This window comes from Nitratireductor alexandrii, assembly GCF_004000215.1.
Classification (GTDB): Bacteria; Pseudomonadota; Alphaproteobacteria; order Rhizobiales; family Rhizobiaceae; genus Mangrovimarina; species Mangrovimarina alexandrii.
This window is the reverse complement of the sequence record NZ_RBVY01000001.1, coordinates 80,958-103,933: the sequence shown is the minus strand read 5'-3', so window position 1 is coordinate 103,933 and position 22,976 is coordinate 80,958. Positions and strand designations below refer to the sequence as shown.

The 22,976-nt window shown below is 67.2% G+C and carries 23 protein-coding genes and 2 tRNA genes; 18 read left to right on the top strand and 7 right to left on the bottom strand.

What is annotated here, in order from left to right:
* Positions 1-58 precede the first annotated feature (58 nt).
* The 6 genes from EP380_RS00535 to EP380_RS00510 all read left to right on the top strand — a co-directional run bounded on the left by EP380_RS00535 (position 59) and on the right by EP380_RS00510 (position 5,008).
* The gene (locus EP380_RS00535; RefSeq protein WP_106572804.1) at positions 59-1,039 is read left to right on the top strand and encodes an ABC transporter permease; all 981 of its coding nucleotides are present in this window, start codon (positions 59-61) and stop codon (positions 1,037-1,039) included.
* Positions 1,040-1,042: 3 nt separating this feature from the next.
* Entirely contained in the window at positions 1,043-2,026 is a 984-nt protein-coding gene (locus EP380_RS00530) for an ABC transporter permease (protein WP_106572803.1), read from the top strand.
* Positions 2,023-3,078 carry an ABC transporter ATP-binding protein gene (locus tag EP380_RS00525; RefSeq protein ID WP_106572802.1) on the top strand — a complete coding sequence of 352 codons (1,056 nt, stop codon included), beginning with the start codon at positions 2,023-2,025 and terminating at the stop codon, positions 3,076-3,078. The genes EP380_RS00530 and EP380_RS00525 overlap by 4 nt, the downstream gene beginning before the upstream one ends.
* The gene (locus EP380_RS00520; RefSeq protein WP_127595448.1) at positions 3,075-4,127 is read left to right on the top strand and encodes an ABC transporter ATP-binding protein; all 1,053 of its coding nucleotides are present in this window, start codon (positions 3,075-3,077) and stop codon (positions 4,125-4,127) included. The genes EP380_RS00525 and EP380_RS00520 overlap by 4 nt, the downstream gene beginning before the upstream one ends.
* 347 nt (positions 4,128-4,474) lie before the next feature.
* Positions 4,475-4,560, top strand: a tRNA-Gly gene (locus EP380_RS00515).
* Positions 4,561-4,585: 25 nt separating this feature from the next.
* Entirely contained in the window at positions 4,586-5,008 is a 423-nt protein-coding gene (locus EP380_RS00510) for a hypothetical protein (protein ID WP_127595445.1), read from the top strand.
* Positions 5,009-5,494: 486 nt separating this feature from the next.
* On the opposite strand, the gene EP380_RS00505 is transcribed toward EP380_RS00510, so the two are convergent.
* The 4 genes from EP380_RS00505 to EP380_RS23450 all read right to left on the bottom strand — a co-directional run bounded on the left by EP380_RS00505 (position 5,495) and on the right by EP380_RS23450 (position 9,856).
* Positions 5,495-7,327 (bottom strand): acyclic terpene utilization AtuA family protein, encoded by a 1,833-nt coding sequence (locus EP380_RS00505; protein ID WP_238719648.1) that lies wholly within the window; start codon positions 7,325-7,327, stop codon positions 5,495-5,497.
* 1 nt (position 7,328) lies between these two features.
* Complete coding sequence (locus EP380_RS00500; RefSeq protein WP_127595440.1) at positions 7,329-8,132, bottom strand: enoyl-CoA hydratase/isomerase family protein; 804 nt, start codon at positions 8,130-8,132, stop codon at positions 7,329-7,331.
* Positions 8,133-8,231: 99 nt separating this feature from the next.
* The gene (gene nadE, locus EP380_RS00495; protein WP_127595437.1) at positions 8,232-9,221 is read right to left on the bottom strand and encodes an NAD(+) synthase; all 990 of its coding nucleotides are present in this window, start codon (positions 9,219-9,221) and stop codon (positions 8,232-8,234) included.
* Entirely contained in the window at positions 9,218-9,856 is a 639-nt protein-coding gene (locus EP380_RS23450) for a class I adenylate-forming enzyme family protein (RefSeq protein ID WP_164749711.1), read from the bottom strand. Before EP380_RS23450 ends, nadE begins: the two co-directional genes overlap by 4 nt.
* A 60-nt stretch (positions 9,857-9,916) precedes the next feature.
* Here EP380_RS23450 and EP380_RS23445 point away from each other — a divergent pair.
* Both EP380_RS23445 and EP380_RS23440 read left to right on the top strand, forming a co-directional pair.
* Positions 9,917-9,984 (top strand) — tRNA-Leu (locus EP380_RS23445).
* A 278-nt stretch (positions 9,985-10,262) separates the two neighbouring features.
* Positions 10,263-10,673, top strand: a complete 411-nt coding sequence (locus tag EP380_RS23440; protein WP_164749710.1) for a hypothetical protein — start codon at positions 10,263-10,265, stop codon at positions 10,671-10,673.
* A 107-nt stretch (positions 10,674-10,780) separates the two neighbouring features.
* On the opposite strand, the gene EP380_RS00485 is transcribed toward EP380_RS23440, so the two are convergent.
* Genes EP380_RS00485 through EP380_RS00475 form a run of 3 tightly spaced genes read right to left on the bottom strand, consistent with a single transcriptional unit; the run spans position 10,781 to position 14,184 of the window.
* Positions 10,781-11,053 carry an acyl carrier protein gene (locus EP380_RS00485; RefSeq protein ID WP_106572794.1) on the bottom strand — a complete coding sequence of 91 codons (273 nt, stop codon included), beginning with the start codon at positions 11,051-11,053 and terminating at the stop codon, positions 10,781-10,783.
* 29 nt (positions 11,054-11,082) lie between these two features.
* Entirely contained in the window at positions 11,083-13,035 is a 1,953-nt protein-coding gene (asnB, locus tag EP380_RS00480) for an asparagine synthase (glutamine-hydrolyzing) (protein WP_127595430.1), read from the bottom strand.
* 27 nt (positions 13,036-13,062) lie between these two features.
* Positions 13,063-14,184 (bottom strand): hypothetical protein, encoded by a 1,122-nt coding sequence (locus EP380_RS00475; protein WP_127595427.1) that lies wholly within the window; start codon positions 14,182-14,184, stop codon positions 13,063-13,065.
* 206 nt (positions 14,185-14,390) lie between these two features.
* On the opposite strand from EP380_RS00475, the gene EP380_RS00470 reads away from it, so the two are divergent.
* The 10 genes from EP380_RS00470 to EP380_RS00425 all read left to right on the top strand — a co-directional run bounded on the left by EP380_RS00470 (position 14,391) and on the right by EP380_RS00425 (position 22,875).
* Positions 14,391-15,572 (top strand): 3-hydroxybenzoate 6-monooxygenase, encoded by a 1,182-nt coding sequence (locus EP380_RS00470; protein ID WP_127595423.1) that lies wholly within the window; start codon positions 14,391-14,393, stop codon positions 15,570-15,572.
* A gap of 28 nt (positions 15,573-15,600) precedes the next feature.
* Complete coding sequence (gtdA, locus tag EP380_RS00465; RefSeq protein ID WP_106572790.1) at positions 15,601-16,650, top strand: gentisate 1,2-dioxygenase; 1,050 nt, start codon at positions 15,601-15,603, stop codon at positions 16,648-16,650.
* Positions 16,651-16,661: 11 nt separating this feature from the next.
* Positions 16,662-17,363 carry a fumarylacetoacetate hydrolase family protein gene (locus EP380_RS00460; RefSeq protein ID WP_127595420.1) on the top strand — a complete coding sequence of 234 codons (702 nt, stop codon included), beginning with the start codon at positions 16,662-16,664 and terminating at the stop codon, positions 17,361-17,363.
* The gene (locus EP380_RS00455) at positions 17,360-17,851 is read left to right on the top strand and encodes a MarR family winged helix-turn-helix transcriptional regulator (RefSeq protein ID WP_127595417.1); all 492 of its coding nucleotides are present in this window, start codon (positions 17,360-17,362) and stop codon (positions 17,849-17,851) included. Before EP380_RS00460 ends, EP380_RS00455 begins: the two co-directional genes overlap by 4 nt.
* Before the next feature lie 271 nt (positions 17,852-18,122).
* Positions 18,123-18,410 (top strand): hypothetical protein, encoded by a 288-nt coding sequence (locus EP380_RS00450; RefSeq protein ID WP_106572787.1) that lies wholly within the window; start codon positions 18,123-18,125, stop codon positions 18,408-18,410.
* A gap of 100 nt (positions 18,411-18,510) precedes the next feature.
* Positions 18,511-18,906, top strand: a complete 396-nt coding sequence (locus EP380_RS00445; RefSeq protein ID WP_106572786.1) for a hypothetical protein — start codon at positions 18,511-18,513, stop codon at positions 18,904-18,906.
* A 15-nt stretch (positions 18,907-18,921) separates the two neighbouring features.
* Entirely contained in the window at positions 18,922-20,037 is a 1,116-nt protein-coding gene (locus EP380_RS00440) for a nucleotidyltransferase family protein (protein ID WP_127595414.1), read from the top strand.
* A 112-nt stretch (positions 20,038-20,149) separates the two neighbouring features.
* On the top strand, positions 20,150-21,508 hold the full coding sequence (locus tag EP380_RS00435; protein ID WP_127595411.1) for a hypothetical protein: 1,359 nt from the start codon (positions 20,150-20,152) through the stop codon (positions 21,506-21,508).
* Positions 21,509-21,560: 52 nt separating this feature from the next.
* Complete coding sequence (locus tag EP380_RS00430) at positions 21,561-22,307, top strand: nucleoside/nucleotide kinase family protein (RefSeq protein WP_127595407.1); 747 nt, start codon at positions 21,561-21,563, stop codon at positions 22,305-22,307.
* A 250-nt stretch (positions 22,308-22,557) separates the two neighbouring features.
* Positions 22,558-22,875 carry a hypothetical protein gene (locus tag EP380_RS00425; protein WP_127595404.1) on the top strand — a complete coding sequence of 106 codons (318 nt, stop codon included), beginning with the start codon at positions 22,558-22,560 and terminating at the stop codon, positions 22,873-22,875.
* The last annotated feature ends 101 nt before the right edge of the window (positions 22,876-22,976 follow it).

Here is a 22,976-nt window from a genome sequence, read left to right as displayed (position 1 = left end):
CATCTGACCCCCGCGCGCCCGGCGCGCGGGGGAGGCATGGACTTCAGGGGCACAATCGATGATCGCATTCGCCATCAGGCGGTTCATGCAGGCGCTCGGCGTCATGCTTGTCGTCGCGCTGATCTCCTTCTTGATGTTCCGCTTCGTCGGCGACCCGGTGAACCAGCTCGTCGGGGTCGACACCTCGCCGGCCGAGCGCGAGGCGCTGCGCCAGGCGCTCGGGCTCAACGATCCGGTGATGATCCAGTTTTCCCGCTTCATCGTGAAGGCGGTGCAGATCGATTTCGGCATTTCCTACCAGTTCAAGCAGCCGGTCGCCGCGCTGATCGCCTCGCGCCTGCCGGCGACGCTGGAACTGTCCTTCGTGTCGGCGCTGTTCGCGCTCGCCGTCGGCGTGCCGATGGGCGTCTATACGGGGCTCTATCGCAACACGCTCCTGGCGCGCGGCTTCCTGGCGATCAGCCTGATCGGCGTGTCGCTGCCGACCTTTCTGATCGGCATCCTGCTGATCTTCGTGGTCTCGGTGAATCTCGGCTGGCTGCCTTCGTTCGGGCGCGGCGAGACGGTCAATCTCGGCGGGGTGTGGACGACCGGACTGCTGACCAAGTCGGGGCTGTTGTCGCTGATCCTGCCGGCGATCACGCTCGGCCTGTTCCAGATGACGCTGATCATGCGGCTGGTGCGCGGCGAGATGCTGGAAGTGCTGCGGACCGACTACATCAAATTCGCCCGCGCGCGCGGGCTGTCGCGGCGCGCCATCAATTTCGGCCATGCGCTGAAGAACACGCTGGTGCCGGTGATCACCATCACCGGGCTGCAGCTCGGCTCGATCATCGCCTTCGCCATCATCACCGAAACCGTGTTCCAGTGGCCGGGCATGGGGCTGCTGTTTTTGCAGGCGGTGCAGAACGTCGATATCCCGATCATGGCCGCCTACCTGCTTTTGATCGCGTTCCTGTTCGTGGCGATCAACTTCATCGTCGACCTGCTCTACGTGGCGGTCGACCCGCGCATTCGCCTCGGCGAAGCCAGGAGATAGCCGATGCCCCATGTCGCCGGCGAGACCACAAACGGCGCGGTGGCGGCGCGCGGCGGCGACGGTGCGCCCCCGGCGAAGGGACGGCTGCGCCGGGCGCTGGAATCGGATCTGTGGTACTCCTTCGTCCGCTCGCCGGTGACGGTGGTGTCGGCCGCCGTCACGCTGGTGATGATCCTGTCGGCGGCGTTCGCGCCGCTGGTGGCGCCGCACAACCCGTTCGACCCGGCCACGATCTCGATCCTGGATTCGTTCTATCCGCCGGCCTGGATGGAGGGCGGCGACGCCCGCTTCCTGCTCGGCACCGACGACCAGGGCCGCGACATCCTGTCGACCATCCTCTACGGCATGCGCATCTCGCTGGCGGTGGGGTTCGCCAGCGTCTTGTTCGCGATGGTGATCGGCGTCACGCTCGGCCTGGTGGCCGGCTATATTGGCGGGGCGGTCGATTCCGTCATCATGCGCATCGCCGACGTGCAGCTCACCTTTCCCGCCATCCTGATCGCGCTTCTGATCAACGGCGTGGCGCGGGCGATGGCCGGGCCGCAATCCTACGACCAGGTGGTGCTGGTGGTGCTGGTGCTGTCGATCGGGCTTTCGTTCTGGGTGCAGTATGCGCGCACGGTGCGCGGCTCGGTGCTGGTGGAGGCCAACAAGGAATATGTGCTGGCCGCGCGGCTGATCGGACTGAGGCCGTGGACGATCATGTTCAAGCACGTGCTGCCCAACGTGCTGGGCCCGGTGCTGGTGATCGCGACGATCAATCTGGCGCTGGCCATCATCACCGAGGCGACGCTGTCGTTTCTGGGTGTCGGCGTGCCGCCGACCGAGCCGTCGCTGGGCACGCTGATCCGGATCGGCAACGATTTCTTGTTCTCCGGGGAATGGTGGATTACCATCTTTCCCGGCATCACGCTGGCAATCCTCGCGCTCGCCGTCAACCTGCTCGGCGACTGGCTGCGCGACGCACTCAATCCGAAGCTCAGATGACAGCAACGCTTTCCGTCCGCAATCTCCGGGTCGAGATCCCCACGCGCGCCGGCGTATTGAGGGCGATCGACGATCTGTCGTTCGACATCGCGCCGGGCGAGGTGCTGGGGGTGGTGGGCGAATCGGGCGCCGGCAAGTCGATCACCGGCTCGGCGATTATCGGCCTTCTGGAGCCGCCGGGGCGGGTGGCGGCCGGCGAGATCCGGCTCGGCGGCGAGCGCATCGACGATCTGGGGCCGGACCAGATGCGGCGCATACGCGGCCGACGCATCGGCATGATCTTCCAGGACCCGCTGACCAGCCTCAACCCGCTTTACCGGATCGGCGACCAGCTCACCGAAACCATTCTCACCCACGAGCGTCTGTCGCAGCGCGCGGCGCGCGACAAGGCGCAGAAACTGCTCGAGGAGGTCGGCATCCCGGCCGCCGGCGCCCGGCTTTCGGCCTATCCGCACCAGTTTTCCGGCGGCATGCGCCAGCGTGTGGTGATCGCGCTGGCGCTGTGCGCCGACCCCGAACTGGTGATCGCCGACGAACCGACCACGGCGCTCGACGTGTCGGTGCAGGCCCAGATCATCGCACTGTTGAAACGGCTGTGCTCGGAGCGCGGCGCCTCGGTGATGCTGATCACGCACGACATGGGGGTGATCGCGGAAACCGCCGACCGGGTGTGCGTGCTCTATGCGGGCCGGCTCGCCGAGATCGGGCCGGTGCGCGCGGTCGTCAAACATCCGCAGCACCCTTATACGCACGGGCTGATGTCGGCGATCCCCTCGCTGGCCGGCGACCCGGACGAGGAACTGGCGCAGATTCCGGGCGCGATGCCGCGGCTGGGCGCCATCCCCGACGGCTGCGCCTTCAACCCGCGCTGCGACCACGCCTTCGCGCGCTGCCGGGCGGAACGCCCGCACCCCTACTCCGCCGGCGCCAGCGACGCGGCCTGTTTCCTGCACGATCCCGACCCCGCGCGCCGCCCGCCCGAGCCGGTGGCGCGCGCGGCCGCCGCGCGCGGCATCGCGGCGGCGGACGAAACGCCGGAGGCGACATCATGACGGCCGCGCACACAAGCCCTGCGCGCCCGGCCGCGCCGGACCAAGACGCCGTGCCGCTGGTGGAGGTCGGCGGCCTGCGGCGCGTGTTCGATCTTTCCAAACCCTGGCTCAACCGCATGATCGAAGGCGGCGGGCGGGTGACGCTGACGGCGGTCGACGGGGTCGATTTTTCGATCAATCGCGGCGAGACCTACGCGCTGGTCGGCGAATCCGGCTCCGGCAAGTCGACGATCGCCAAGATGGCGGTCGGGCTGCTGCCGCCCTCGGCCGGGCGGGTGTCGATCGACGGCACCGACGTGTGGGGCGAAAAGGGCGCGGATGCGATGCGGCGCATGCGCCGCAAGATCCAGATGATCTTCCAGGACCCGTTCGCCAGCCTCAATCCGCGCTGGCGCGTGCAGGCGATCATCGAGGAGCCGATCAAGGCGTTCGGGCTGATCGCCGACCCAAAGGACCGCGCCGCGCGCGTCGGCGAACTGCTGTCGCTGGTCGGGCTCGACGCGCGCGACGGCCAGAAATTCCCGCACGAGTTTTCCGGCGGCCAGCGCCAGCGCATCGCGATCGCGCGCGCGCTCGCCTCCGACCCGCAATTCATCGTCTGCGACGAGCCGACCTCGGCGCTGGACGTGTCGGTGCAGGCGCAGGTGCTCAATCTGTTGCGCGACCTGCAGGAGCGGCTCGGCCTGACCTATCTGTTCATCAGCCACAACCTGGCCGTGGTGCGGCACGTGGCGACGCGGGTCGGGGTGCTCTATCTCGGCCGGCTGGTGGAGGAGGCGCCGGCGCGCGAGTTGTTCGCGGCGCCGAAACACCCCTATACGAAAATGCTGCTCGACGCGGTGCCCGACATCGAGATGGAGGGCAAGGAAAGGCTGGCGATCGCCGGCGAGATTCCCAATCCGGTCAACCCGCCGCCGGGCTGCCATTTCCATCCGCGCTGCCCGTTCGTGATGGAGCACTGCTCGACCGACACGCCGCCGGCGCATCTGGTGGGCGACGCGGCGGTGCGCTGCCACCTGTTCGCCGAAGACCGGGCAAAGACGCGCTGACCGGCTGGGAAACGGCGGCGACCGGGAGGCTGAAGCGCGCGCGGTGACGGCCGCGCCGGCGAAGAGATCTATTCGCTTGCTTGGCGCAATGGTGAGCCGTCCAATGCGGCTTATGGCGAAAAACACATCGCTACAGGCCCGCTATAAAGCCGAGATATCACCTGCGAAATTGCCGGACTCCGCGGAAAGGATACGCGAGGAAAGGCACGTGCGGAGCCTGAAGGATGCGAAGGGGAACACGCTGAGGGGCCGGCAGCGCAACAAGCAAAGACAGTCAATCCATTGATTGTGAATTATCAATCAATCGGCCTTGACGCCGCAACGCGAGTCGCTTTTTATGCCAGCGTGCCGCCGTGGCGAAATGGCAGACGCGGGGAGCTTCCAACTCCTTACCTCCCAAGGTGTGCAGGTTCGAATCCTGTCGGCGGCACCATGTTTGGCCCTTTCAGGAGGCAACAATGGCCGTAGGAAAAAAGGAAATGAAAAGCAGGCTTCTTCAAGAGCGCGATGCCTTGATCAAGCAGAAAGAGGCGCTCGAAAATCAAATCTCTGGCTTGGAGCTTGCGATCTCGCTCATTGATGACGACGCAGGCAGTACGTCCCACAAATCCAGAAAACGGGTCGCCACGAAAGGTGTAGTGCTTGACCTGCTTCGCGACGTAGGTACGCGTGGTTTGAATGCGCAAACAGCGGTGGATCTCGCCAATAAGCGAGGTATCACGTTAGACAGGGCTAGTGTGTCGTCACTTCTTAGCCGATTGAAGAAGGATGATATCGTAGTATTCGATAACGAGGTGTATCGGCTTAGGGAGTTCGCTCCGAAAGAGCAGGACACAGCGTGGGTTACACCGTTTCCTAAGAAAGCGTCAGCTTTTGATTAAGCAAGCCCTGCCTCAACGAAAAAGGCACCCTTCGCAGGGTGCCTTTTTTTGTGAGAGTTCCACTTCTCACGGCGAAAGAGACGCGGCCCACCGATGTGGGACCTCCCAAGGATTTCTTCGACCCCTTCACCAGATTGATATGGACATTTTGCAGCGCATTGGGAAGTGGAAAATTCCGCATTGCGTAACAGAGTCAATCAGTGAACGTTCCGCTGCCAGTACCGTGCCCACGTCTGCGAAACTCAATGATTGAGCCCGCTGCAACAATTGCAGGGCGGGAACATTGTCATGTTCGACTTTCCTAATGCGCATGACTGGAACGTGGCGTTCCCCCAGGCGACAAAGGCAGGTACGACGTCGTTGAGCACAACCGTCACGACGACCAGAGCCGCCATCGCCGCTCTCAGTAAGTCTCGTCTGCCCCGCTGCCGATGCGGCGAACCAGAGTTGGTGCCTTTGCCTCGCAAGGCCGCACACTTGCTGACCTCACTCATCCCCCTCCGGCCGCCAGCCGGCGAGCGGGCCGTCGGGGTCGAGCCAGGCCCGGGGGATTTCGACGGTCAGGTCGAGCGCCATCTGGGCATAGGTCTTGGCCTGCGGATCGTAGCGCAGCGAGGCGGTGCCGCCGCCGCCGAGCACGTCCTCGAGCAGGAAGTTGAGCGCGTTAAAGCCTGGCAGCAGGTAGCGCCGTACCTCGCCCTCCAGATAATGCGCGAAAAAACCGGCGATGCGCGCGGCGGTGATCTGGTGGCACAGCCAGGGATAGAATTCGGGCCGGCGGGCGACGATGCCGATATTGGCGTGATTGCCCTTGTCGCCGCTGCGCCCCCAGGCGAGCGCGCGCAACGGCACCAGCGTCGTCGCGCCGGCGGCAACGGGCGCCGGCGGGGCGGCGTGCGGCGGCGGGTCGGCGGCGGCCCTCGTATCGGCAATGGCGGCGGGGCGGGTGTCGCCGTCGAGATCGATCGCAACCGGTACGTCGCGCTTCGGCCACAGGAAGGAGTGGACGCGCAGCACCGGCACCGGTTTCGGCCGGCCGTGCATGACGCCGGTCAGGCCCTGCGCCATGGCGACGCCCGGATGGGCGAATTCGCGCGCGAACACCTCCAGCGCCCTGGCGTCGTCGTGCTTGAGCCCGATCTTGACCACCACCTCGCGCGCCTCGAAGGCGCGCCGGCCCGCGCCATACGTGTCCTCGGCGCCGATCACCTCGATGGAGACCTCGCGATAGGGCGCAAAGCCCTTGGCGCGCATGATGCGCGCGGTGCGCTCGATCAGCGCCTCGGCGGTGCGCCGGCCCTTGGCGCCGGCCTGAAAGCCAGCGATCATGTAGGTCGTCACCAGCCGAAACCCGTCGAGGTGGGTGCCGCAGACCTTGTAGTCCGGCCCCGGGGCGCGGCCCCGCGCGCCGCTGACCCGCACGCGGTCCGGGCCGATTTCGTCCAGGACCACCTCGGAGAAATCGCAGGTCACGTCGGGCAGGCGATAGGCGCGCGGGTCGCCGATCTCGTAGACGATCTGCTCTGCGACCGTGCCGCGCGAGACCTTGCCGCCGGTGCCCGGCGGCTTGGTGACGACGAAACTGCCGTCGGCGGCGCAGTCGACGATCGGGAAGCCCATGTCGTGCCAGCCGTCGGCAATCTCCTGCCAGTCGGTGAACAGGCCGCCGGTCGCCTGGCAGCCGCATTCGATGACATGGCCGGCGAGGCTGCCGGCGGCGAGGCGGTGGTAGTCGTCGTGACGCCAGCCGAACTCGTGCATCAGCGGACCGAGCGTCATGGCCGAATCGACGACGCGGCCGGTGATGACGACATCGGCGCCGGCGTCCAGTGCCGCGGCGATCGCGGTCGCGCCGAGATAGGCGTTGACGGAGGCGAAGGCCGCCGGCGGCGGCGCGGCGGAAAACATCTCCGGCGGGCGGGCGGCGGCGATCGCGCCCGCCTGCGCGGTCAGATCGTCGCCGGTGACGACCGCGACCTTGAAGGCAAGCCCCGCCGCGTCGGCGGCGGCCACGAAGGCGTCGCGGCAGGCGGCCGGGTTCATGCCGCCGCTGTCGGTGACGAGCCGGATGCGCTTTTTGTGGATTTCCGGCAGGATCGGTTCGACCGAGGCCAGCCAGTCGGGCACGAAACCGCCGTCGGGCGATTTCGCCCTGGCGCGCGCCAGCAGCGCCATGGTGACCTCGGCCAGATAATCGCCGACGAGATAGTCGACATCGCCCTTTTCGACGAGCTGGCGCGCGCCCAGCAGCGTGTCGCCCCAGGCCGCCGCGGCGCCGCCGATCCGTACCGTCCGTGCCGTCATGGTATCGACTGCCACCTCAAACCGCCCAGCGCGGCTTGCGCTTTTCCAGGAAGGCGGCCACGCCCTCGCGGCCTTCCTCGCCGAGCAGGCACTCGGCAAACCCGTCGGCGGCGAGATCGCGCAGCGCCGCGCCATCCAGGCGCCCGGCGGCAAGCACGATGTTCTTGGTGACGGCGTTGGCGCCCGGCGCGCAGCGATGCACGGCCGCGCGCACCGCGGCCTCGGCCGCCTCGAGGCCGGCGACGTCGTCGGCAAGCTGGTCGGCGATGCCGAGCCTGAGCGCCTCGCCGCCGTCGAAGCGGGCGCCCGTCAGCATGATCCGGCGCGCGGCCGCCCTGCCGGCGCGCTGGACGACGAAGGGCGCGATCTGCGCCGGGGGAATGCCGAGCATGGTCTCGGTGAGCGCGAATCGGGCGTCGGCTGCGGCAATCACGATGTCGCCGGCGCAGACGAGACCGAGCCCGCCGGCCATGGCCGCGCCGTGAACGAGCATGACGGTAACCTGCGGCAAGGTGTCGACGGCGTGAAACAAGGCGCCGGCGCGCCGGCTGAACTCGACGATGTCGGCGCGCGGGGCGTCATCACGCAACAGCGTGCCGAAATCCTTGAGGTCGCCGCCGGCGCAGAACATGTCGCCCTTGCCGCGAAAGGTGACGCCGCGGATCGAAGGATCGCCGGCGAGCGCGGCAACGGTGGCGGCAAGCTCGTCGGCCATTGCCGCCGACAGCGCATTGCGCGCCGCGGGCCGGTTGAGCCAGACCGTCAGCCAGCCCCCGTCCCGTTCCAGAATGAGCGTCTCGGTCGATGGCAGATCGGTCATGCGCTGGCGTCCTTTCGACCGGATCGCGGCCCTGTCCGCCGACCCGGCTAAACGGTCGGGGCGCGGCGGCGGCCGACCCCTTCGCGGCCCAGTGTGGCGTCAGTCGAGCGGCGCGGCAAGCTGGGGGCCGAGATGGAGATAGCGGGCCACTTTGCGCTTTGCGGCAATGTCCTTCCAGACCATGGCGACCTCGTCCTCGCTCAGGGCGACCGCGCCGGCGACGGCGGCGGCGGGCACGTTGTTGTCGAGGGCGTAAAGGCACAGATCCATCTTGTCGTAGGGCAGCGCGAAATAGAACTCCTCCTGCGTCTGGGCCATGGAATAGGTGTCGGTGGTGGGCGGGCGGCTGCACACTTCCGGCGGCACGCCGAGATGCTCGGCCAGCCGGTAGACCTGCGACTTGTAGAGGTGGGCGATCGGCTTGACGTCGGCGGCGCCGTCGCCGTTCTTGACGAAAAAGCCCTGATCGTATTCGAGCCGGTTCGGGGTGCCGATAACGGCGTAGTTGAGCCGGTCGGCGTGATAATATTCGAACTGCTTGCGCGTGCGCTGCTTCATGTTGGTCGCCGCGACGATGCCGAGATAGGCCTCGGCCGGCAGGCGGTGTTTTTCCACCCGGCCTTCGGGATCGCGGACCACCAGCGACGACATGTTGTACCCGGCGGTGGTGAGCGCGTTGGCGAAGACGATCTTCGAGCTCCAGCCCGGCCCGTAGGCGGGCACGACCTGGCGGATGAAGCCGTCCCGCCTGTCGTAACAGCCCATCGCCGCGAGCGCGGGGCCGATATTTTCCACCTCGGCCGACAGGGCGAACCGCTCGGCCACCAGCCGGCCGAGCCGCAGGCTTTCGGGATCGGAATCGTCCTCGGGCATCAACAGGCAGTGAACCCTGTCGGGCCCGACGGCCCTGGCGGCGAGCCCGGCGCAGACGCTGGAATCGATGCCGCCGGACAGGCCGAGCACCAGGCCGCGCTTGCGCAGCGTCCCGCGCAGCTGGGCGCGCAGCGCGGCGACAATGCGCTCGATCTCGGCCTCGGGGTCGATGGCGAGCGCGTCGGGCGAGAAGACGGGGACGGAATGCTGGTTCATCGGTCTGTTCCTGTTTCGAGTACGAGCCGCCGCACCACCTTGCCGCTCGCGGTTTTCGGCAGGGCCTGACGGAACTCGATCTTCCTGGGCACCATCAAATCGGGCAGGTTGCGCGCGCAGTGGCGCAGGATGGCGCGGTCGTCGAGATTCGGATCGGCGCGCACGACGGCGGCGTGCAGGACGTGGCCGAGCACAGGATCGGGCACGCCGAAAACGAGCGCCTCACGCACGCCCGCACAGGCATGCAGCACGGTTTCCACCCGTTTCGGCGCGACCTTTTCGCCGCGGATCTTGACGATATCGTCCGTGCGGCCGACGAAATAGAGGAAACCGTCGGCGTCGGCGCGAAACAGGTCGCCGGTGTGAAGCTGGCGCGCGCCGGGAGCCGGGGCGGGCCGCAGCGCCAGGGCGGTGGCTTCCTCGTCACGCCAGTAACCGCGCATCAGATGCGGGCCGCGCACCACCAGTTCGCCGACCGCTCCCGTCGGCACCGGGCGACCGGTCTCGTCGAGAATGGCGACCTCGGTGCCGGGGATCGCCTTGCCGACCGAATCGGGCCGGCGCTCGAGTTCCTCGGGCGGCAGGAAACTGGCGCGGGCGCATTCGGTCAGGCCGTACATGGAATAAATGCGCACGCCCGGAAACAGGCGCCCGAGGCCGGCGACATGGGCCGGCGGCAGGGCGGCGGCGGCGTTGGTGATGTAGCGCAGCGCCGGCAGCGCGCCGGGCTTAAGCTCCGACAGGCCGAGAATCATCGCCGCCATGGTCGGCACCAGAGGAAGGCCGGTGACGCCCTCGGCGCGAGCACGCGCGAGCACGTCGTGGGGAAAGGCGAAGCTCTTCTCCAAGACCAGGGTCGCGCCGACCCGGGCGGCGACGATCAGCTGGTAAAGCCCGTAGGTGAAGGAGAGCGGCAGCACGGCGAGCACGACATCGGCCGGGCCGTTGTCGAGATAGGTGGCGATCGAGCCGGAGACCGCGATCATGGCGGTGTGGGCGATCATCACGCCCTTGGGCCGGCCGGTCGAGCCGGAGGTGTAGATGATCATCGCCAGGTCGGACGCATCGCCCTCCGCCACGCGTTCGGCGTGCGTCTCTTCCAGCAGGCTCTCGAAGCCGGCAACGCCTTGCGGCAGCGCCGCGACGGCGCGGGCGGCGACGATCAAAGGCGGCGCGGCGAGGCCGGCGGCGGCCGCGGCGGCGGCGCGCGCATATTTGGCCTGGGTGAGCACGACGCGCGGCGTGCAGTCGCCAAGGATGTGGGCGAGCATGTCGGCCGATGTCGAGGGATTGACCGGGCAGAAGACGGCGCCGGCCCTGAGCACGGCGAAGATCGACAGCGCGGCTTCCCAGATATTGTCCATCAACACGACGACGCGGTCGCCGCTTTTGACGCCGCGCGCGGCAAGCCCGGCGGCGAGCCGGTCGGCGCCGGCGTCGAGTTCGGCGTAGCTCAGCCGCGTGTCGGCGTCGACGATCGCGACCTTATCGGCGCCGGCGGCGGCGCTGCGGCGCAGAAACTGCTCGACGCGGGCGATCACCGGCATGGTTGCGCCGCGCTAGCCGGCCAGCCTTTGACCTTCGCCGCGCTTGCGGGCGACGAAGGCGGCGATGCGGTCGATGGAATCGAGATTGGCCGGCACGATGTCGGCATCGGCGACCGCGATCTCAAAGCGCTCCTCGAGAAAGGAGACCAGTTCCAGGATGCCGGTGGAATCGACCAGATCGGTTTCGATCAGCGAGACGCCGTTGTCGAGCTCGTAGTCGTCGTCGCCGAACAGGAAGTTCTCGACGATGAACTCGCGGATGTGCTGGTGGACAGGTTCTGACATCGGATGAGCCTTTCGTTGTTTGAGCGCCGTCACACGGCCTGCGCGGATTGCTTGCGGGTCGCGGTGCCGGCGAATTCCCGCAGCCAGAGCTGGGTGGAAAGAATGCCGACGAAGGCGGCGCTATCGCGGAAGCCGGCGACCGCGCCGCGGCCATGCTTGTCGAGCAGTTTCCGGGTCGCCTGGGGATTAAAAAGCCCGTCCTCGGCGATGCGTGGCGTCGCCATCAGCGCCTCGACATAAGCGCCGTCCCGGCCGGCGAACGACACGCTCTCCGGCGCGCGATAGGGCTGTTTGGGGCGGTCGCTGATCTCGGCCGGCAACAGGTCGGCGCCGGCCCGGCGCAAAATGTGCTTTTCGCGCAGGCCGCGCAGTTTCATATCGGGCGGGATGCGCGCGGCGAACTCGACCAGGCGGTGGTCGAGGAAGGGAAAGCGCGATTCCACCCCGTGCGCCATGACCATGCGGTCGCCCTGGGCCGACAGGATGTAGCCGGGCAGGAGAAAACGCGTCTCCAGATACTGGGCCTGGTGGAGCGGGTGCCAGCGGGAAAACTCAGCCGGCAGCGAGGCCGCCAATTCCTCGGCCGCGTCGTAGCCGGCGAGTTCGGCCTTGAGCTCGCGCGAGAAAAACAGCTTCGCCCCGGCGGTGGCGCGGAAGCGCGGCCGGTGGGAAAACAGCGGATCGTCGGGCAGATCGGCGCCGGCGCCGAAAAACGCGGCGAGATATTCCGGCGTCTGCTGCTGCAGCGAGGCGATATAGGGATAGATCCTGCGGAACAGATGCGGCCGCAGCTTAGAGCCGGGCTGGCGCGCGCAGAAGCGGCGAATCCGCGCCTCCCTGAACACGTCGTAGCCGGCGAAAATCTCGTCGGCGCCCTCGCCCGACAACACCACCTTGAGCCCCTCGCCGCGCAGACGCTGCGACAACAGATAGAGCGGGGCGGGCGCGGTGCGCAGGACCGGCCGCTCCATCTGGCGCACGACGGCGGGAAAGGCGGCCGCGATGTCGCCGGCCCGGCAGGTCAGGACATCGTGGCGCGTGCCGAGCGCGGCCGCCATCGTTTCCTGATGGCGGCTTTCGTCGAAGGCGGGATCGTCGAAAGCGAGCGAAAAGGTGCGCAGCCGGCCCGGCGCCTGACGGGCGGCAATGGCGGAGATCAGCGAGGAATCGAGGCCGCCGGACAAAAACGATCCGACCTCGACATCGGCGCGCATGCGGATGCGGGTGGCGTCCTCGAGCAGCGCGCGCAATTCCTCGGCGACATCGTCCTCGGCGCGCGGCGAGGCGCGGTCGCCCGGCGTCGGAAAATCGAACGCCCAATAGGGCCGGGTGACGGCGCGGCCACCCTCGACGATCATCATGTGAGCCGGCGGCAGTTCGTTGACATTCTTGAAAGCGGTGCGCGGCGCAAGCGGCGTCCACAGGGTGAAGATCTGGTCGAGCGCCAGCGGATCGATCTCGGCCGAAAAACCCGGCACCTGCATCAGGGCCTTGATCTCGGAGGCGAAATAGAGCGTGCCGCGCAGCCAGTGGTAAAAAAGCGGGCGCACGCCCATGCGGTCGCGCGCCAGGAGCAGGCGCCGGTTGCGCCCGTCCCAGATCGCCAGCGCGAAATCGCCGTTGAGCCTGGCGACGAAGTCGGGGCCGAACTCCTCGTAGAGCTGCAGCACCACTTCGGTGTCGCTCTCGGTGCGAAAACGCCGGCCGCGCGCGACGAGCTCGTCGCGCAGTTCGAGGTAATTGAAGACCTCGCCATTATAGGCGATGCGGATCGCACCGCAGGCGCTGGCCATCGGCTGGGCGGCGTCGTCGGAAAGGTCGATGACGGCAAGACGGCGATGGCCGAGGCCGATGCCGCGGCCGACATGGCTGCCCTGTCCGTCCGGGCCGCGATGGGCGAGCTCGCGGCCCATGCGCCACAACAGCGCCGCGCCGTCCTGCGGCGCGACGCCGTCGCCGCAATACCCCGCTATGCCGCACATGGACAGCCTGCCGTCTTGGGAGCGAACTCAGTCAAAGCGGTCTCCGATCAAGCGCGACCAGGATTCGCCGGCAAACCCGTTGAAAAAAGCCCTGCCGGCGACAAACGGCTCGATCAGGCTCTTGTCGCGCGCGTGCACGATGGAGGAGGAGGCGTGAACGAACATGAAACGCCGGCCAAGCATCGCCTCCAGAAGTGCGGGCATGGTGCGGCCGCGCAACGCGACAAGGCCGGTTTCGCCGGCATGGGCGAGCATGCTGTCGAGGACAATGCCGGCCTGGCCGGGCGCGTGCAGGACCTGCACCACCCGCCCGACACGCCCCGGGTCGCCGTAATAGAGAAACAGGCCGACCGGGCGGCCGTTGCGGGCCACGACCTTGCGGCGCACCATGGCGCCGTAGACCGCCTTGCGGCGGGATTCGGCCAACATCCGGGCGAGGCTTTGCGCGCGCCAGTTTGGCCGCACTTCGTAGCCCCCGGTCAATTCGACAAACAAAGCCGCGGCCTCGCCATCGTCGACCTCGGCGCTGGCCAGCGTGCCGGCGGGCAACCCGACCGGCAGATGGGTCCAGGACGGGCCGTCGCCCCTGCGCCGGACCAGCGCGTCGACGGGACGCGCGAGCGGGCGCAGCACGCCGCCAAGGCCGACCGCGCGCGCGGCCATCTCGGCGGCGAAGCCGGCCGGGCGGATCACGCGCAGCCATTCCAGGCTGTGGTCGGGCAGAACGGTGGCCCTGAGCTTGCGCCACATGGTGGTGGAGATGTCGTTGGCGGTCTCGGTCAGCGAAACGTCCTGCGGACCGCCGAGAAAGGCGCGCATCAGCCGCGCGCCGGCAAAGGGATCGTCGGCGTGGTCTTCGACCATCAGCGTGCCGCACAACGCGCCGCGAACCGGCCTGTCGCCGACCAGCAAGGGCAGCGGCAGGACACCGACAAAACCGTTGACGCAGCCGTCGCGACGCAAATGGACGAAGGAATTGATCTCCGGATCGCGGTCGGGACCGTCCAGAAAGACGCTGGCGAGATAGGTCTCGAGCGCCGGCGTGGCGGGCTCGCGGGTCTTGCGCAGGATCTTCTGGAACAGCCGCGCGACAACCGGAACGTCGGCTGCAACCAAGCTTCGCGTGGTGTCGGTGTGATGCTGTATCATCCGTCAATCCGATCCGGCCGATCCGCCAGGCCGATACGCGCAACCCAGCGCAAGCCATACGGGACGACCGCGGTCATATTAGATGCCGGGGATTAAGGTTCGGTTGAAGCCAGGCCGAAACGGCGATCCGGCTTTGCCGCGACAATCGCGCTTGCACTATTCAGTATTATGCTCATAATACTGATTATTATCGGGAAGGAACAGCCATGCGACCGGTTATCATCGCCGGCGGCGGCATTGGCGGCATCGCCACCGCGCTCGGTCTCGCCCGCAGCGGCCGCGCCTCCATCGTTGTGGAGCAGGCCTCGAAAATCGGCGAGATCGGCGCCGGCATCCAGCTCGCGCCGAACGCGTTCCACTGTTTCGACGCGCTTGGCGTCGGCGACCAGGCTCGCGCGGAAGCCGTCTTCATCGACAAATTGCGCCTGATGGACGGGCTGACCGGCGACGAGATCGTGCATATTCCGCTCGATCAGCCGTTTCGCGAGCGTTTCGGCAACCCCTATGCGGTGGTGCATCGCGCCGACTTGCACATGGCGCTGGTGGAGGCTGCCCGAAACACAGGGCTGGTCGACATCCGCACCTCGCACCGGGTCGAACGCTACGACCAGGACGGCGCGGCGGTACGGGTATTTTGCGCCGGCCGGGAGCCACTCGACGGCAGCGCGCTGATTGGCGCCGACGGGCTGCGCTCGCCGATCCGCGCCCAGATGCTGGCCGACGGCGACCCGATCGTGTCGGGCCACACCACCTACCGATCCGTCATCCCGGTCGAGCGCATGCCGGCGGATCTGCGCTGGAACGCGGCCACGCTATGGGCCGGCCCGAAATGCCACATCGTCCACTACCCGCTGCAGGGCTGGAAGATGTTCAACCTGGTCGTGACCTACCACAACGACGTCGAGGAGGCCGTGACCGGCAAGCCGGTGCCGGTGGAAGAAGTCATGCGCGGTTTCGAGCATATCCACCCGCGCGCGCAACAAATCATCGAGCACGGCACGAACTGGAAATTGTGGGTGCTGTGCGACCGCGAACCGGCCGAGCGCTGGGTCGACGGCCGGGTGGCCCTGCTGGGCGACGCCGCCCATCCGATGCTGCAATATTTCGCCCAGGGCGCGGCGATGGCGATGGAGGACGCGGTGTGCCTCGCGCACATGCTCGACGCGCACGCGGGCGACGTCGAGACAGCCCTTGCCGCCTACCAGCACAACCGGGTGCCGCGCACGGCCCATGTGCAGATCGATTCGCGCCTGATCGGCGAGTACATCTACCATCCGGCCGGCGCCAAGGCGCTGGTGCGCAACCAGGTGATGACCTCTCTGTCGCCCGAACAGTATTACGACCGCCTCGAATGGCTCTATGGCGGGACCGGGCTCGCGCGGGCCTGAGAGACGAGAGCCGCAAGGAGGAGACCGCATGTCGCTGACCGAGAAGCCGGCCGAGACGCCGCAACGCAAGGCCTTTTACGACAAGATCGACAAGAAGAGCCTGACCCCGCTTTGGGCGGTGATGTCGTCGATCATCACGCCGGAGCCGACAAGCGGCTGCGTGGCCCATTGCTGGAACTACGAGGAGGCGAAGGCCTATCTTCTGGAGGCCGGCGGGTTGATCACCGCCAAGGAGGCGGAACGGCGGGTGCTGATCCTGGAAAATCCCGGCCTGCGCGGCCAGAGCCGGATCACGACATCGCTCTATGCCGGCCTGCAACTCGTCATGCCGGGCGAAGTCGCCCCCGCGCACCGGCATTCGCAATCCGCGCTGCGCTTCGTGCTCGACGGCGACGGCGCCCATACCGCGGTCGACGGCGAACGCACGATCATGCGTTACGGCGATTTCGTCATCACCCCGCCCGGCGCCTGGCACGACCACGGCAACCGCACCGACGAGCCGATGATCTGGCTCGACGGGCTCGACATCCCGATGATCTCGTTCTTCGACGCCTCGTTCGCGGAAGGCTATCCCGACGACGAGCAGCCGATCTCGCGCAGGACCGGCGATTCGCTCGCCCGTTTCGGCGCCAATCTCCTGCCGGTCGACTTCGAGCCCCGCAAAAAGACCTCGCCGATCTTCAACTATCCCTACGAGCGCTCGCGCGCGGCCCTGGAGCAGATGCGCGCCCAGGAGGAGTGGGACCCGTGCCACGGGCTCAAGCTGCGCTACGTCAACCCGGTCGACGGCGGCTACGCGATGCCGACCATCGCTACGTTCCTGCAGCTTTTGCCGGCAGGCTTCGCCACGGCCACCTATCGCTCGACGGACGCCACGGTGTTCGTGGCGGTGGAGGGATCGGGCCGCACGACCATCGACGGAAAAGTGTTCGAATGGGGTCCGAAGGACATTTTCGTCGCCCCGTCGTGGAAACGCATCGTCCACGAGCCCGCGACCGACGCGGTGCTGTTTTCCTATTCCGATCGCGCCGCCCAGGACAAGCTGGGCCTGTGGCGCGAAGACCGCGGCAACCACTGAGAGCGCCCATCATGACCGACTACGTTTTTTCCCCGCCGGCTCGGCCAAGCCTCGCCGTTGCAGGCGAGACCGCGCGCTTTCCGGTGCGCCGCATCTTCTGCGTCGGCCGCAACTACGCCGCGCATGCCCGCGAAATGGGCAAGGATCCCGACCGCGAGGCGCCGTTCTTCTTCACCAAGCCCGCCGACGCGATCGTGGAGGACGGCGCGACCGTCGCCTATCCGCCGCTGACCAAGAACCTGCACCACGAGGCCGAACTGGTGGTCGCGATCGGCCGCGCCGGCTTCAAGATCGCCGAGGCCGCCGCGCTCGACCATGTCTACGGCTATGCGATCGGCAACGACCTGACCCGCCGCGACCTGCAGTTCGAGGCGCGCGAGCAAGGCCGGCCCTGGGACTGGGGCAAGGCCTTCGACCGGTCCGCGGTCTGCGGGCCGATCCACACGGTCCCGGCATGCGGACATCCCGACGCGGGCTCGATCCGGCTCAGCGTCAACGGGGTGACGCGCCAGGACGCCGATCTGTCGGAACTGATCTGGTCGGTGCCCGAGATCATCTCAATCCTGTCGCAGTCGATGCATCTCGCGCCGGGCGACCTGATCTATACCGGCACGCCGGCGGGCGTCGGCGCGCTGGTGCCTGGCGACCGATGCACGGTCGCGATCGACGGTCTCGGCAGCATCACCACCCTTATCGGCGAGCCCGAGGCATGAACGACCCTACCGCCGCCGCACACGGCCAAGAGGACAATTTCCTCGACATGCCGGGGCATCTGTTGCGGCGGTGCCACCAGATCGGGGTCGCGGTGTTTCTGGAGGACTGCCGCGCCGTCGACCTGACGCCGCTGCAATTCGGCCTGCTGGCGGCGCTAGAGCGGTTCGGCGCGATGGACCAGGCCAGTCTCGGCCGCGTCGCCGCCCTCGACCGCACGACGATCGTGGTCGTTCTCGGCAAGCTGGCGCAACGCGATCTCGTCACGCGCACGCCCTCGCGCAAGGACCGCCGCGCCAAGATCGTCGCGATCACCGAGGCCGGCCGCGCCCTGCTGGCCAAGGCGATGCCGCTGGCCCGCCAGGCGCAGGAGCGCATGGTCGAGCCGCTCTCGCCGTCGGAGCGCGCGCAACTGACCGCGCTTTTGGCCAAGATGGCCGACGGCAACAACCGGCTGAGCCGCGCCCCGCACAGCTTGCCGCAGGCGTGAGGCGTTTCGCGCGCCCGACCGCAAGCCGCGGCGCCACCGGCACGGCCTGATCCTTATCGAGAGACCTACGGAGCCGTCTGGGCGCGAGCCTCGACGCCCCGACGCCGCGACACCGCGCGCACAGCACCAACCGGACGCACGACGCGGGCGGTGCGGCCGCCTCCGCACGCCCGGCCGTCGCGTCCCCCTCTCACTACCTTTAAAGTGTATTTATGTTGACCTCTACCTATGGTTGTTTTATCTTAAGACTGTTCAGGAAGGAGGAGAAAGCATGGCCTATTCGCGAAATCCGTTTTTGCAGGCAGCCCGTGCCAAGCCGGCTGTCCGACGACGCTCCAACCGGTTCTGGGCCTCCCCGGCCGGCCGCCACCTGAAGATGGCCCGCAACTGCTTCACGCTCGCCAAACGCCACCGCTCTCGCGGCAACCGGAAGAAATACTGGGCGATGATGGCAATGGGCCGCAGGGCGCTTGCCCTGTCGAAGGCGGAGGTCCGGCTTTGGAAACGCGGCAACGCGCTGCGCCGCAGGTCCTTTTCCATTCAGCGCGCGCGCGCATGAAGGTGCTCGCCGCACGCGCACGACACCGCAGACCACGGGGCGCGTCCGACCACGGAGGCGCTCCGTAGCGCACTGACGCACACAACCATGGGAGGCAAGAATGGGCGACGGTCTGTTGTTCGGGTACACCGTCGAGGAGAATGACGGCACCTTTGTAATCACCCTGTCGGGCAAGCTCGCCGTTCCGATCCTGCAGGATATCGGCGCGAATATGGGGCGCAAAAACGGGCGCGACACCGACGTGCCGGCCCTGTTCCCGTTCAGCGCGCTCGCCTCCAACGCCGTTCATCTGACCGCGCAGGACGCCGAGGGCGCCGCATCGGGCGAGGCCAATCTGGAGGAAATCTTCGGCCAGGGCTTCGACCGCGACTTCGCCGAGTTCGACCAGCAGCTCGATCAGTACAGGCAGCTTCTGCAGCATTACGGTGCAGCCGCGCCCCAGGCCGCCTCCGCCGACGATGACGGCAAGTCGAAAAAGCCGCCGCAAAAAACCTAGCGCGGGAGCGGGACGATGATCCATCTTTCTCGTGAGGAAACCTTTCTGCTTTTGACCTGCCGTCCGCGGCTCGACGATGCCGGCGACGAACGGCTCGCAAGCCTTGTCCGCAAGGAGATCGACTGGGCCTACGTGCTGTGGCGGGCCGAAACCTACCAGACGATCCCGCTGTGCCGGTTTCACCTCGATCGGCTGGGCCTGTGGCGCACCGTGCCCGACTGGGTCGCGGCCTATATGGCGGGGTGGTCGAAGCTCTCCGAGCTGCGCACGGTGGTGCAGTTCCGGATGCTGGCGCAGATCCTCAACACGTTCCAGAACAACGGCATCGAGCACTATATCTTCAAGGGCGCGCTGATGGCGGCGACCGTTTTTCCGGACCCGTTTTTGCGGCCGATGCAGGATCTCGACATCATGGTGCGGCCGAAGGACGTGTGGCGCGTCCAGAAGGCGCTTTACGGGCTCGGCTTCAAGCACGGCGTGTTCGACCCCGCCAACGGACACTTCACCCACATGTTCCGTCGGATCACCAAAAACACGCTCGAGCACAAATACGCCCTGCACTCGGTGACCAAGGTGGAGGCGCTGCAGCCCGGCTTCGACGCCAGGCTCATGCCCAGGGAATGGCGGCAACGGCAGATAAAATCCTTCGTCCAGGGCGACGGCACGGTGCTGATGCCGGTCTTCGTCGACATTCATTTCGGCCTGGCGAACGGGATCGAGGAGGAAGACGTGTGGCGCGGCGCGGGGCCGGACACCGTGCTCGGACAGTCAATCTGGTGCCAAGGGCCGACGACCGCCTTGTGGTTCAGCGCCGCGCGGGCCTATTTCGAGGCCTTCCAGCACGGCACGGTCAAGCCCTATATGCTGGGCGACATCGATGCGCTGGTGCGCCGCCACCAGGACGCGATCGACTGGGCCGAACTGTTGCTTCTGGCCCGCAAATACGGCTTCTCCTCGGCGCTGTTTTACGTCTTCGAGCAGCAAAGACGGCTCTATGCCACGCCGGTCCCCGAACACGTCATCGCGCTTTTGATGCCGAACCAGAAAGGCATTCCCGACCCGGGCGATTATGGCGACCTCATCCCCAAGCTGCTGTCGCGCGTGGTGGTGAACGATTTCGCCCTCGCCTGACCGGACACTGCCGACCCGCGCCGCGGCGCTCACACTTTTCCACGGGGCACAAAGACCATCGACCCGGCCGGACGGATCGGCCGGTGCAGCGAATTCATCGCAGGAGTTGGACATGGCGCGTATTGCTATCATCGGCGGCGGACCGGCGGGACTGGCCGCAGCGTTTTGCCTGGCCGCGAGCGGGATCGAGTTTCGCCTGTTCGAGGCCGGCCGGGCGCTGGAGGAGCGGCATCACGACAAAGCGAGCGAGCTGGGATGCGGCATCGGCGGAGCCGGCCTGTTCTCCGACGGCAAGTTCAGCTTCCACCCGTCCGGCTCCCATCTCTATCGGCTGCGCGACAAGGACCGGCTGTGGACGGCCTACGACCGGATCTGCGCCCTGCTCGACGGCGTCGGCATCAAGGTTCCGGTCACACAGAAGCCCGCCGGCGGCGACTTCGTGTGGACCGGGGACCCGATCACCACCAAGGACTATCCGTCGAGCTACGGCACGCTCGAACAACGGGCGGAATTGATTGCCGCGCTGAGCCGCGACTACAGGGCCTGGATCGAGACCGGCACGTCGGTCGAACGCGTACGCCGCAACGGCGCGGGATATACGGTGCGGAGCCGGCGGGAAGGCGGCTCGGCCCGCGAGGACGACTTCAGCCATGTCGTCGTCGCCACCGGCCGGTTCGGACCGCAGGCGATCGACGACCTGATGCCGGAGCTCGCGCCCACGGCCGAGCTCAGATACGAATTCGGCATCCGCATCGAGCATCCCAACCATGTCGGCTTCCTGAACGCGGTCGACCGACCGGACGTCAAATACATCATCAACGCGCTCGACACCGAGGTCAGAACCTTCTGCACCTGCCGCAACGGCGAGGTCTGGCTCATCCCCTATAACGGGCCTTCGGCGCTGTCGGGCCGCTCCGACGGCCCGCCCTCGGGCTATTCCAATTTCGGACTTCTGGCGCGGTTTTGCGGCGAGACCGTCGACAAGGGCCGACGGCTGTGGCGGCAGTACCAGCAGGCGCTGGCACAAAGCGAAAGCGCGCTGTGGCAGCCGTTGCCGGCGTTTCTGGACGGAGGCGCGGCAGGCACGCCCGCGCTCGACGGGCGACCGTGGCATCCGCGCGCGGAGTTCCGCCGCGGCGATATCGCGGCGATGCTGCCCGAGGAGTTGCATGCGATCCTGAGCGGGAGCCTGCGACTTCTGGTCGACCAGTATCCCGACCTCTATTCGCCCGAGACCGTGTGCCTGTTTCCCGCCATCGAAGGCGTCGGCGCATTCCCGCTCAACGATCTGAACCTGAAGGGCCCGGCCGAAAACATCTGGTTTTGCGGCGACGCCGTCGGACGGTTTCGCGGCCTGATCCCGGCTCTGGTCAGCGGCGGCTACGCGGCGGCGGCCGTGTGCGCGGCCATTGCCGGCGACGAGCCCGCCGCAGCCGTCCAGCAGTCCGAGACCAAGATCGCGGCCGAGTGAACGGTTTGCGCACCGTGACCAGCGCGATGGCGGGACGTTCAGGGGAGGCTTCATGCTGATCGCGATAGAAGGCATCGACGGGGCGGGCAAAACCCATATCAGCCGCAAGCTCGCGCGCGCCCTAACCGCGAGCGGCCGGCGGGCCGTCTATGTCGACAAAAAAGACCTTTCGTTCGGCGACCGCTTCGCCGACGGCAGGCTGGCGCTGCTCAAGGAGGCGCTGTGGCCAAGTAGCGGCGAACCCCGCCAGGACCTTCTGGGAACGCGGTTCTACCTCCATCTGCTCGCCGCCTGGTTCGCGGCCGCCGGGCAGTATTTCCGGCGACAGGCGACTCGCGACAGCGACACGCTGCACGTCATGGACGGTTCCTATTTCCGGGTGATCGCCAAGGCGCATCTGCGCAGCGGAATCGAGATCGCAGCGTTGCGCGGCTTCTTCACCGAAGCCGCCGAGCCGGACCTCGTGGTGCTGCTCGACCTGGAGCCGCACATGGCCTGGGCGCGGCGCAGCGCCTTCAAGGAAACCGAAATCGGTCGCTGGGACGGTTTCACCGGCGACCCGCAAGAGGCGTTCTGCGCCTATCAGCAACAGGTCCGGCAAATCCTGCGCGCGCTGGGCGAACAGCAGGGCTGGATGGTCGTCGACCAGAGCACGATGCATAACGATACGGAAATCGTCGACCACATCATCGCCCATATCGCGGGCGACCGGGGTGCGTGCGGACCCGACCGGGATACGCAAAACCGCCGGACCGCGGCGACGCGAGACGCCACCAATGGCGGGATCGGAACCTGTTAGCGGCCTTTATCGTCCGATGGATCGCTTGACCGTCAGTGTCGGTGTGCCGCGCGGGAACACGGACGGTGCGATATCGCCACGCTGGGGCGGATGCGAAGGGCTCCGGCAGCGCCATTGGTGACTTCAGATCATTCATTGCCTACGAATTTCAGATTTTCGTCGTGCGTTTCTTCGTTAATCTTCAATCATCGAGGCCCTCGAGGGGATCGATCCCGTCGAGCGTGCCGCAGACAGGAGATGGAAACTCGTCATGTATTCACGCCTTGTGCTTGCCGTTCCCCTCGCCGTGCTTTTCGGATGCCAGACCGACACTGGCGGCAGCGGCGGCGAACCGCTTCCCGGTGTGGCGAGCGCGCCGGCGGCACCGGTCGATATCGCCGACCTGGTCGGAGCGCGCGGCGCCGGGGGCGAAACGCAACTGCAATTGCGCGGCTACGAACTGGCCCGCACGCGCGGACTGACCGCCTATTGGTGGAACGCCGAGACCCGGACCTGCGCACAGGTCGTCACCGCCAACGGGCGTTATGAAAGCGTCGTGGAGGTCAACCCGGCCGAATGCGAGGCCTGACGCGTCTGCGGCAAACCGGTCGAGCGCAACGGCCCTGAGCCACCTGGATCGTTCTGCGGCGGGCACGCTTTGTCCAGACCAGGAAGGAAAGGAGTGTCCAA

Coding starts and splice junctions, on each gene's coding strand:
- EP380_RS00535 (WP_106572804.1), top strand. CDS start 59: ATGATCGCATTCGCCATCAGGCGGTTCATGCAGGCGCTCGGCGTCATG.
- EP380_RS00530 (WP_106572803.1), top strand. CDS start 1,043: ATGCCCCATGTCGCCGGCGAGACCACAAACGGCGCGGTGGCGGCGCGC.
- EP380_RS00525 (WP_106572802.1), top strand. CDS start 2,023: ATGACAGCAACGCTTTCCGTCCGCAATCTCCGGGTCGAGATCCCCACG.
- EP380_RS00520 (WP_127595448.1), top strand. CDS start 3,075: ATGACGGCCGCGCACACAAGCCCTGCGCGCCCGGCCGCGCCGGACCAA.
- EP380_RS00510 (WP_127595445.1), top strand. CDS start 4,586: ATGGCCGTAGGAAAAAAGGAAATGAAAAGCAGGCTTCTTCAAGAGCGC.
- EP380_RS00500 (WP_127595440.1), bottom strand. CDS start 8,132: ATGACCGATCTGCCATCGACCGAGACGCTCATTCTGGAACGGGACGGG.
- nadE (WP_127595437.1), bottom strand. CDS start 9,221: ATGAACCAGCATTCCGTCCCCGTCTTCTCGCCCGACGCGCTCGCCATC.
- EP380_RS23440 (WP_164749710.1), top strand. CDS start 10,263: ATGATCATCGCCAGGTCGGACGCATCGCCCTCCGCCACGCGTTCGGCG.
- EP380_RS00485 (WP_106572794.1), bottom strand. CDS start 11,053: ATGTCAGAACCTGTCCACCAGCACATCCGCGAGTTCATCGTCGAGAAC.
- asnB (WP_127595430.1), bottom strand. CDS start 13,035: ATGTGCGGCATAGCGGGGTATTGCGGCGACGGCGTCGCGCCGCAGGAC.
- EP380_RS00475 (WP_127595427.1), bottom strand. CDS start 14,184: ATGATACAGCATCACACCGACACCACGCGAAGCTTGGTTGCAGCCGAC.
- EP380_RS00470 (WP_127595423.1), top strand. CDS start 14,391: ATGCGACCGGTTATCATCGCCGGCGGCGGCATTGGCGGCATCGCCACC.
- gtdA (WP_106572790.1), top strand. CDS start 15,601: ATGTCGCTGACCGAGAAGCCGGCCGAGACGCCGCAACGCAAGGCCTTT.
- EP380_RS00460 (WP_127595420.1), top strand. CDS start 16,662: ATGACCGACTACGTTTTTTCCCCGCCGGCTCGGCCAAGCCTCGCCGTT.
- EP380_RS00455 (WP_127595417.1), top strand. CDS start 17,360: ATGAACGACCCTACCGCCGCCGCACACGGCCAAGAGGACAATTTCCTC.
- EP380_RS00450 (WP_106572787.1), top strand. CDS start 18,123: ATGGCCTATTCGCGAAATCCGTTTTTGCAGGCAGCCCGTGCCAAGCCG.
- EP380_RS00445 (WP_106572786.1), top strand. CDS start 18,511: ATGGGCGACGGTCTGTTGTTCGGGTACACCGTCGAGGAGAATGACGGC.
- EP380_RS00440 (WP_127595414.1), top strand. CDS start 18,922: ATGATCCATCTTTCTCGTGAGGAAACCTTTCTGCTTTTGACCTGCCGT.
- EP380_RS00435 (WP_127595411.1), top strand. CDS start 20,150: ATGGCGCGTATTGCTATCATCGGCGGCGGACCGGCGGGACTGGCCGCA.
- EP380_RS00430 (WP_127595407.1), top strand. CDS start 21,561: ATGCTGATCGCGATAGAAGGCATCGACGGGGCGGGCAAAACCCATATC.
- EP380_RS00425 (WP_127595404.1), top strand. CDS start 22,558: ATGTATTCACGCCTTGTGCTTGCCGTTCCCCTCGCCGTGCTTTTCGGA.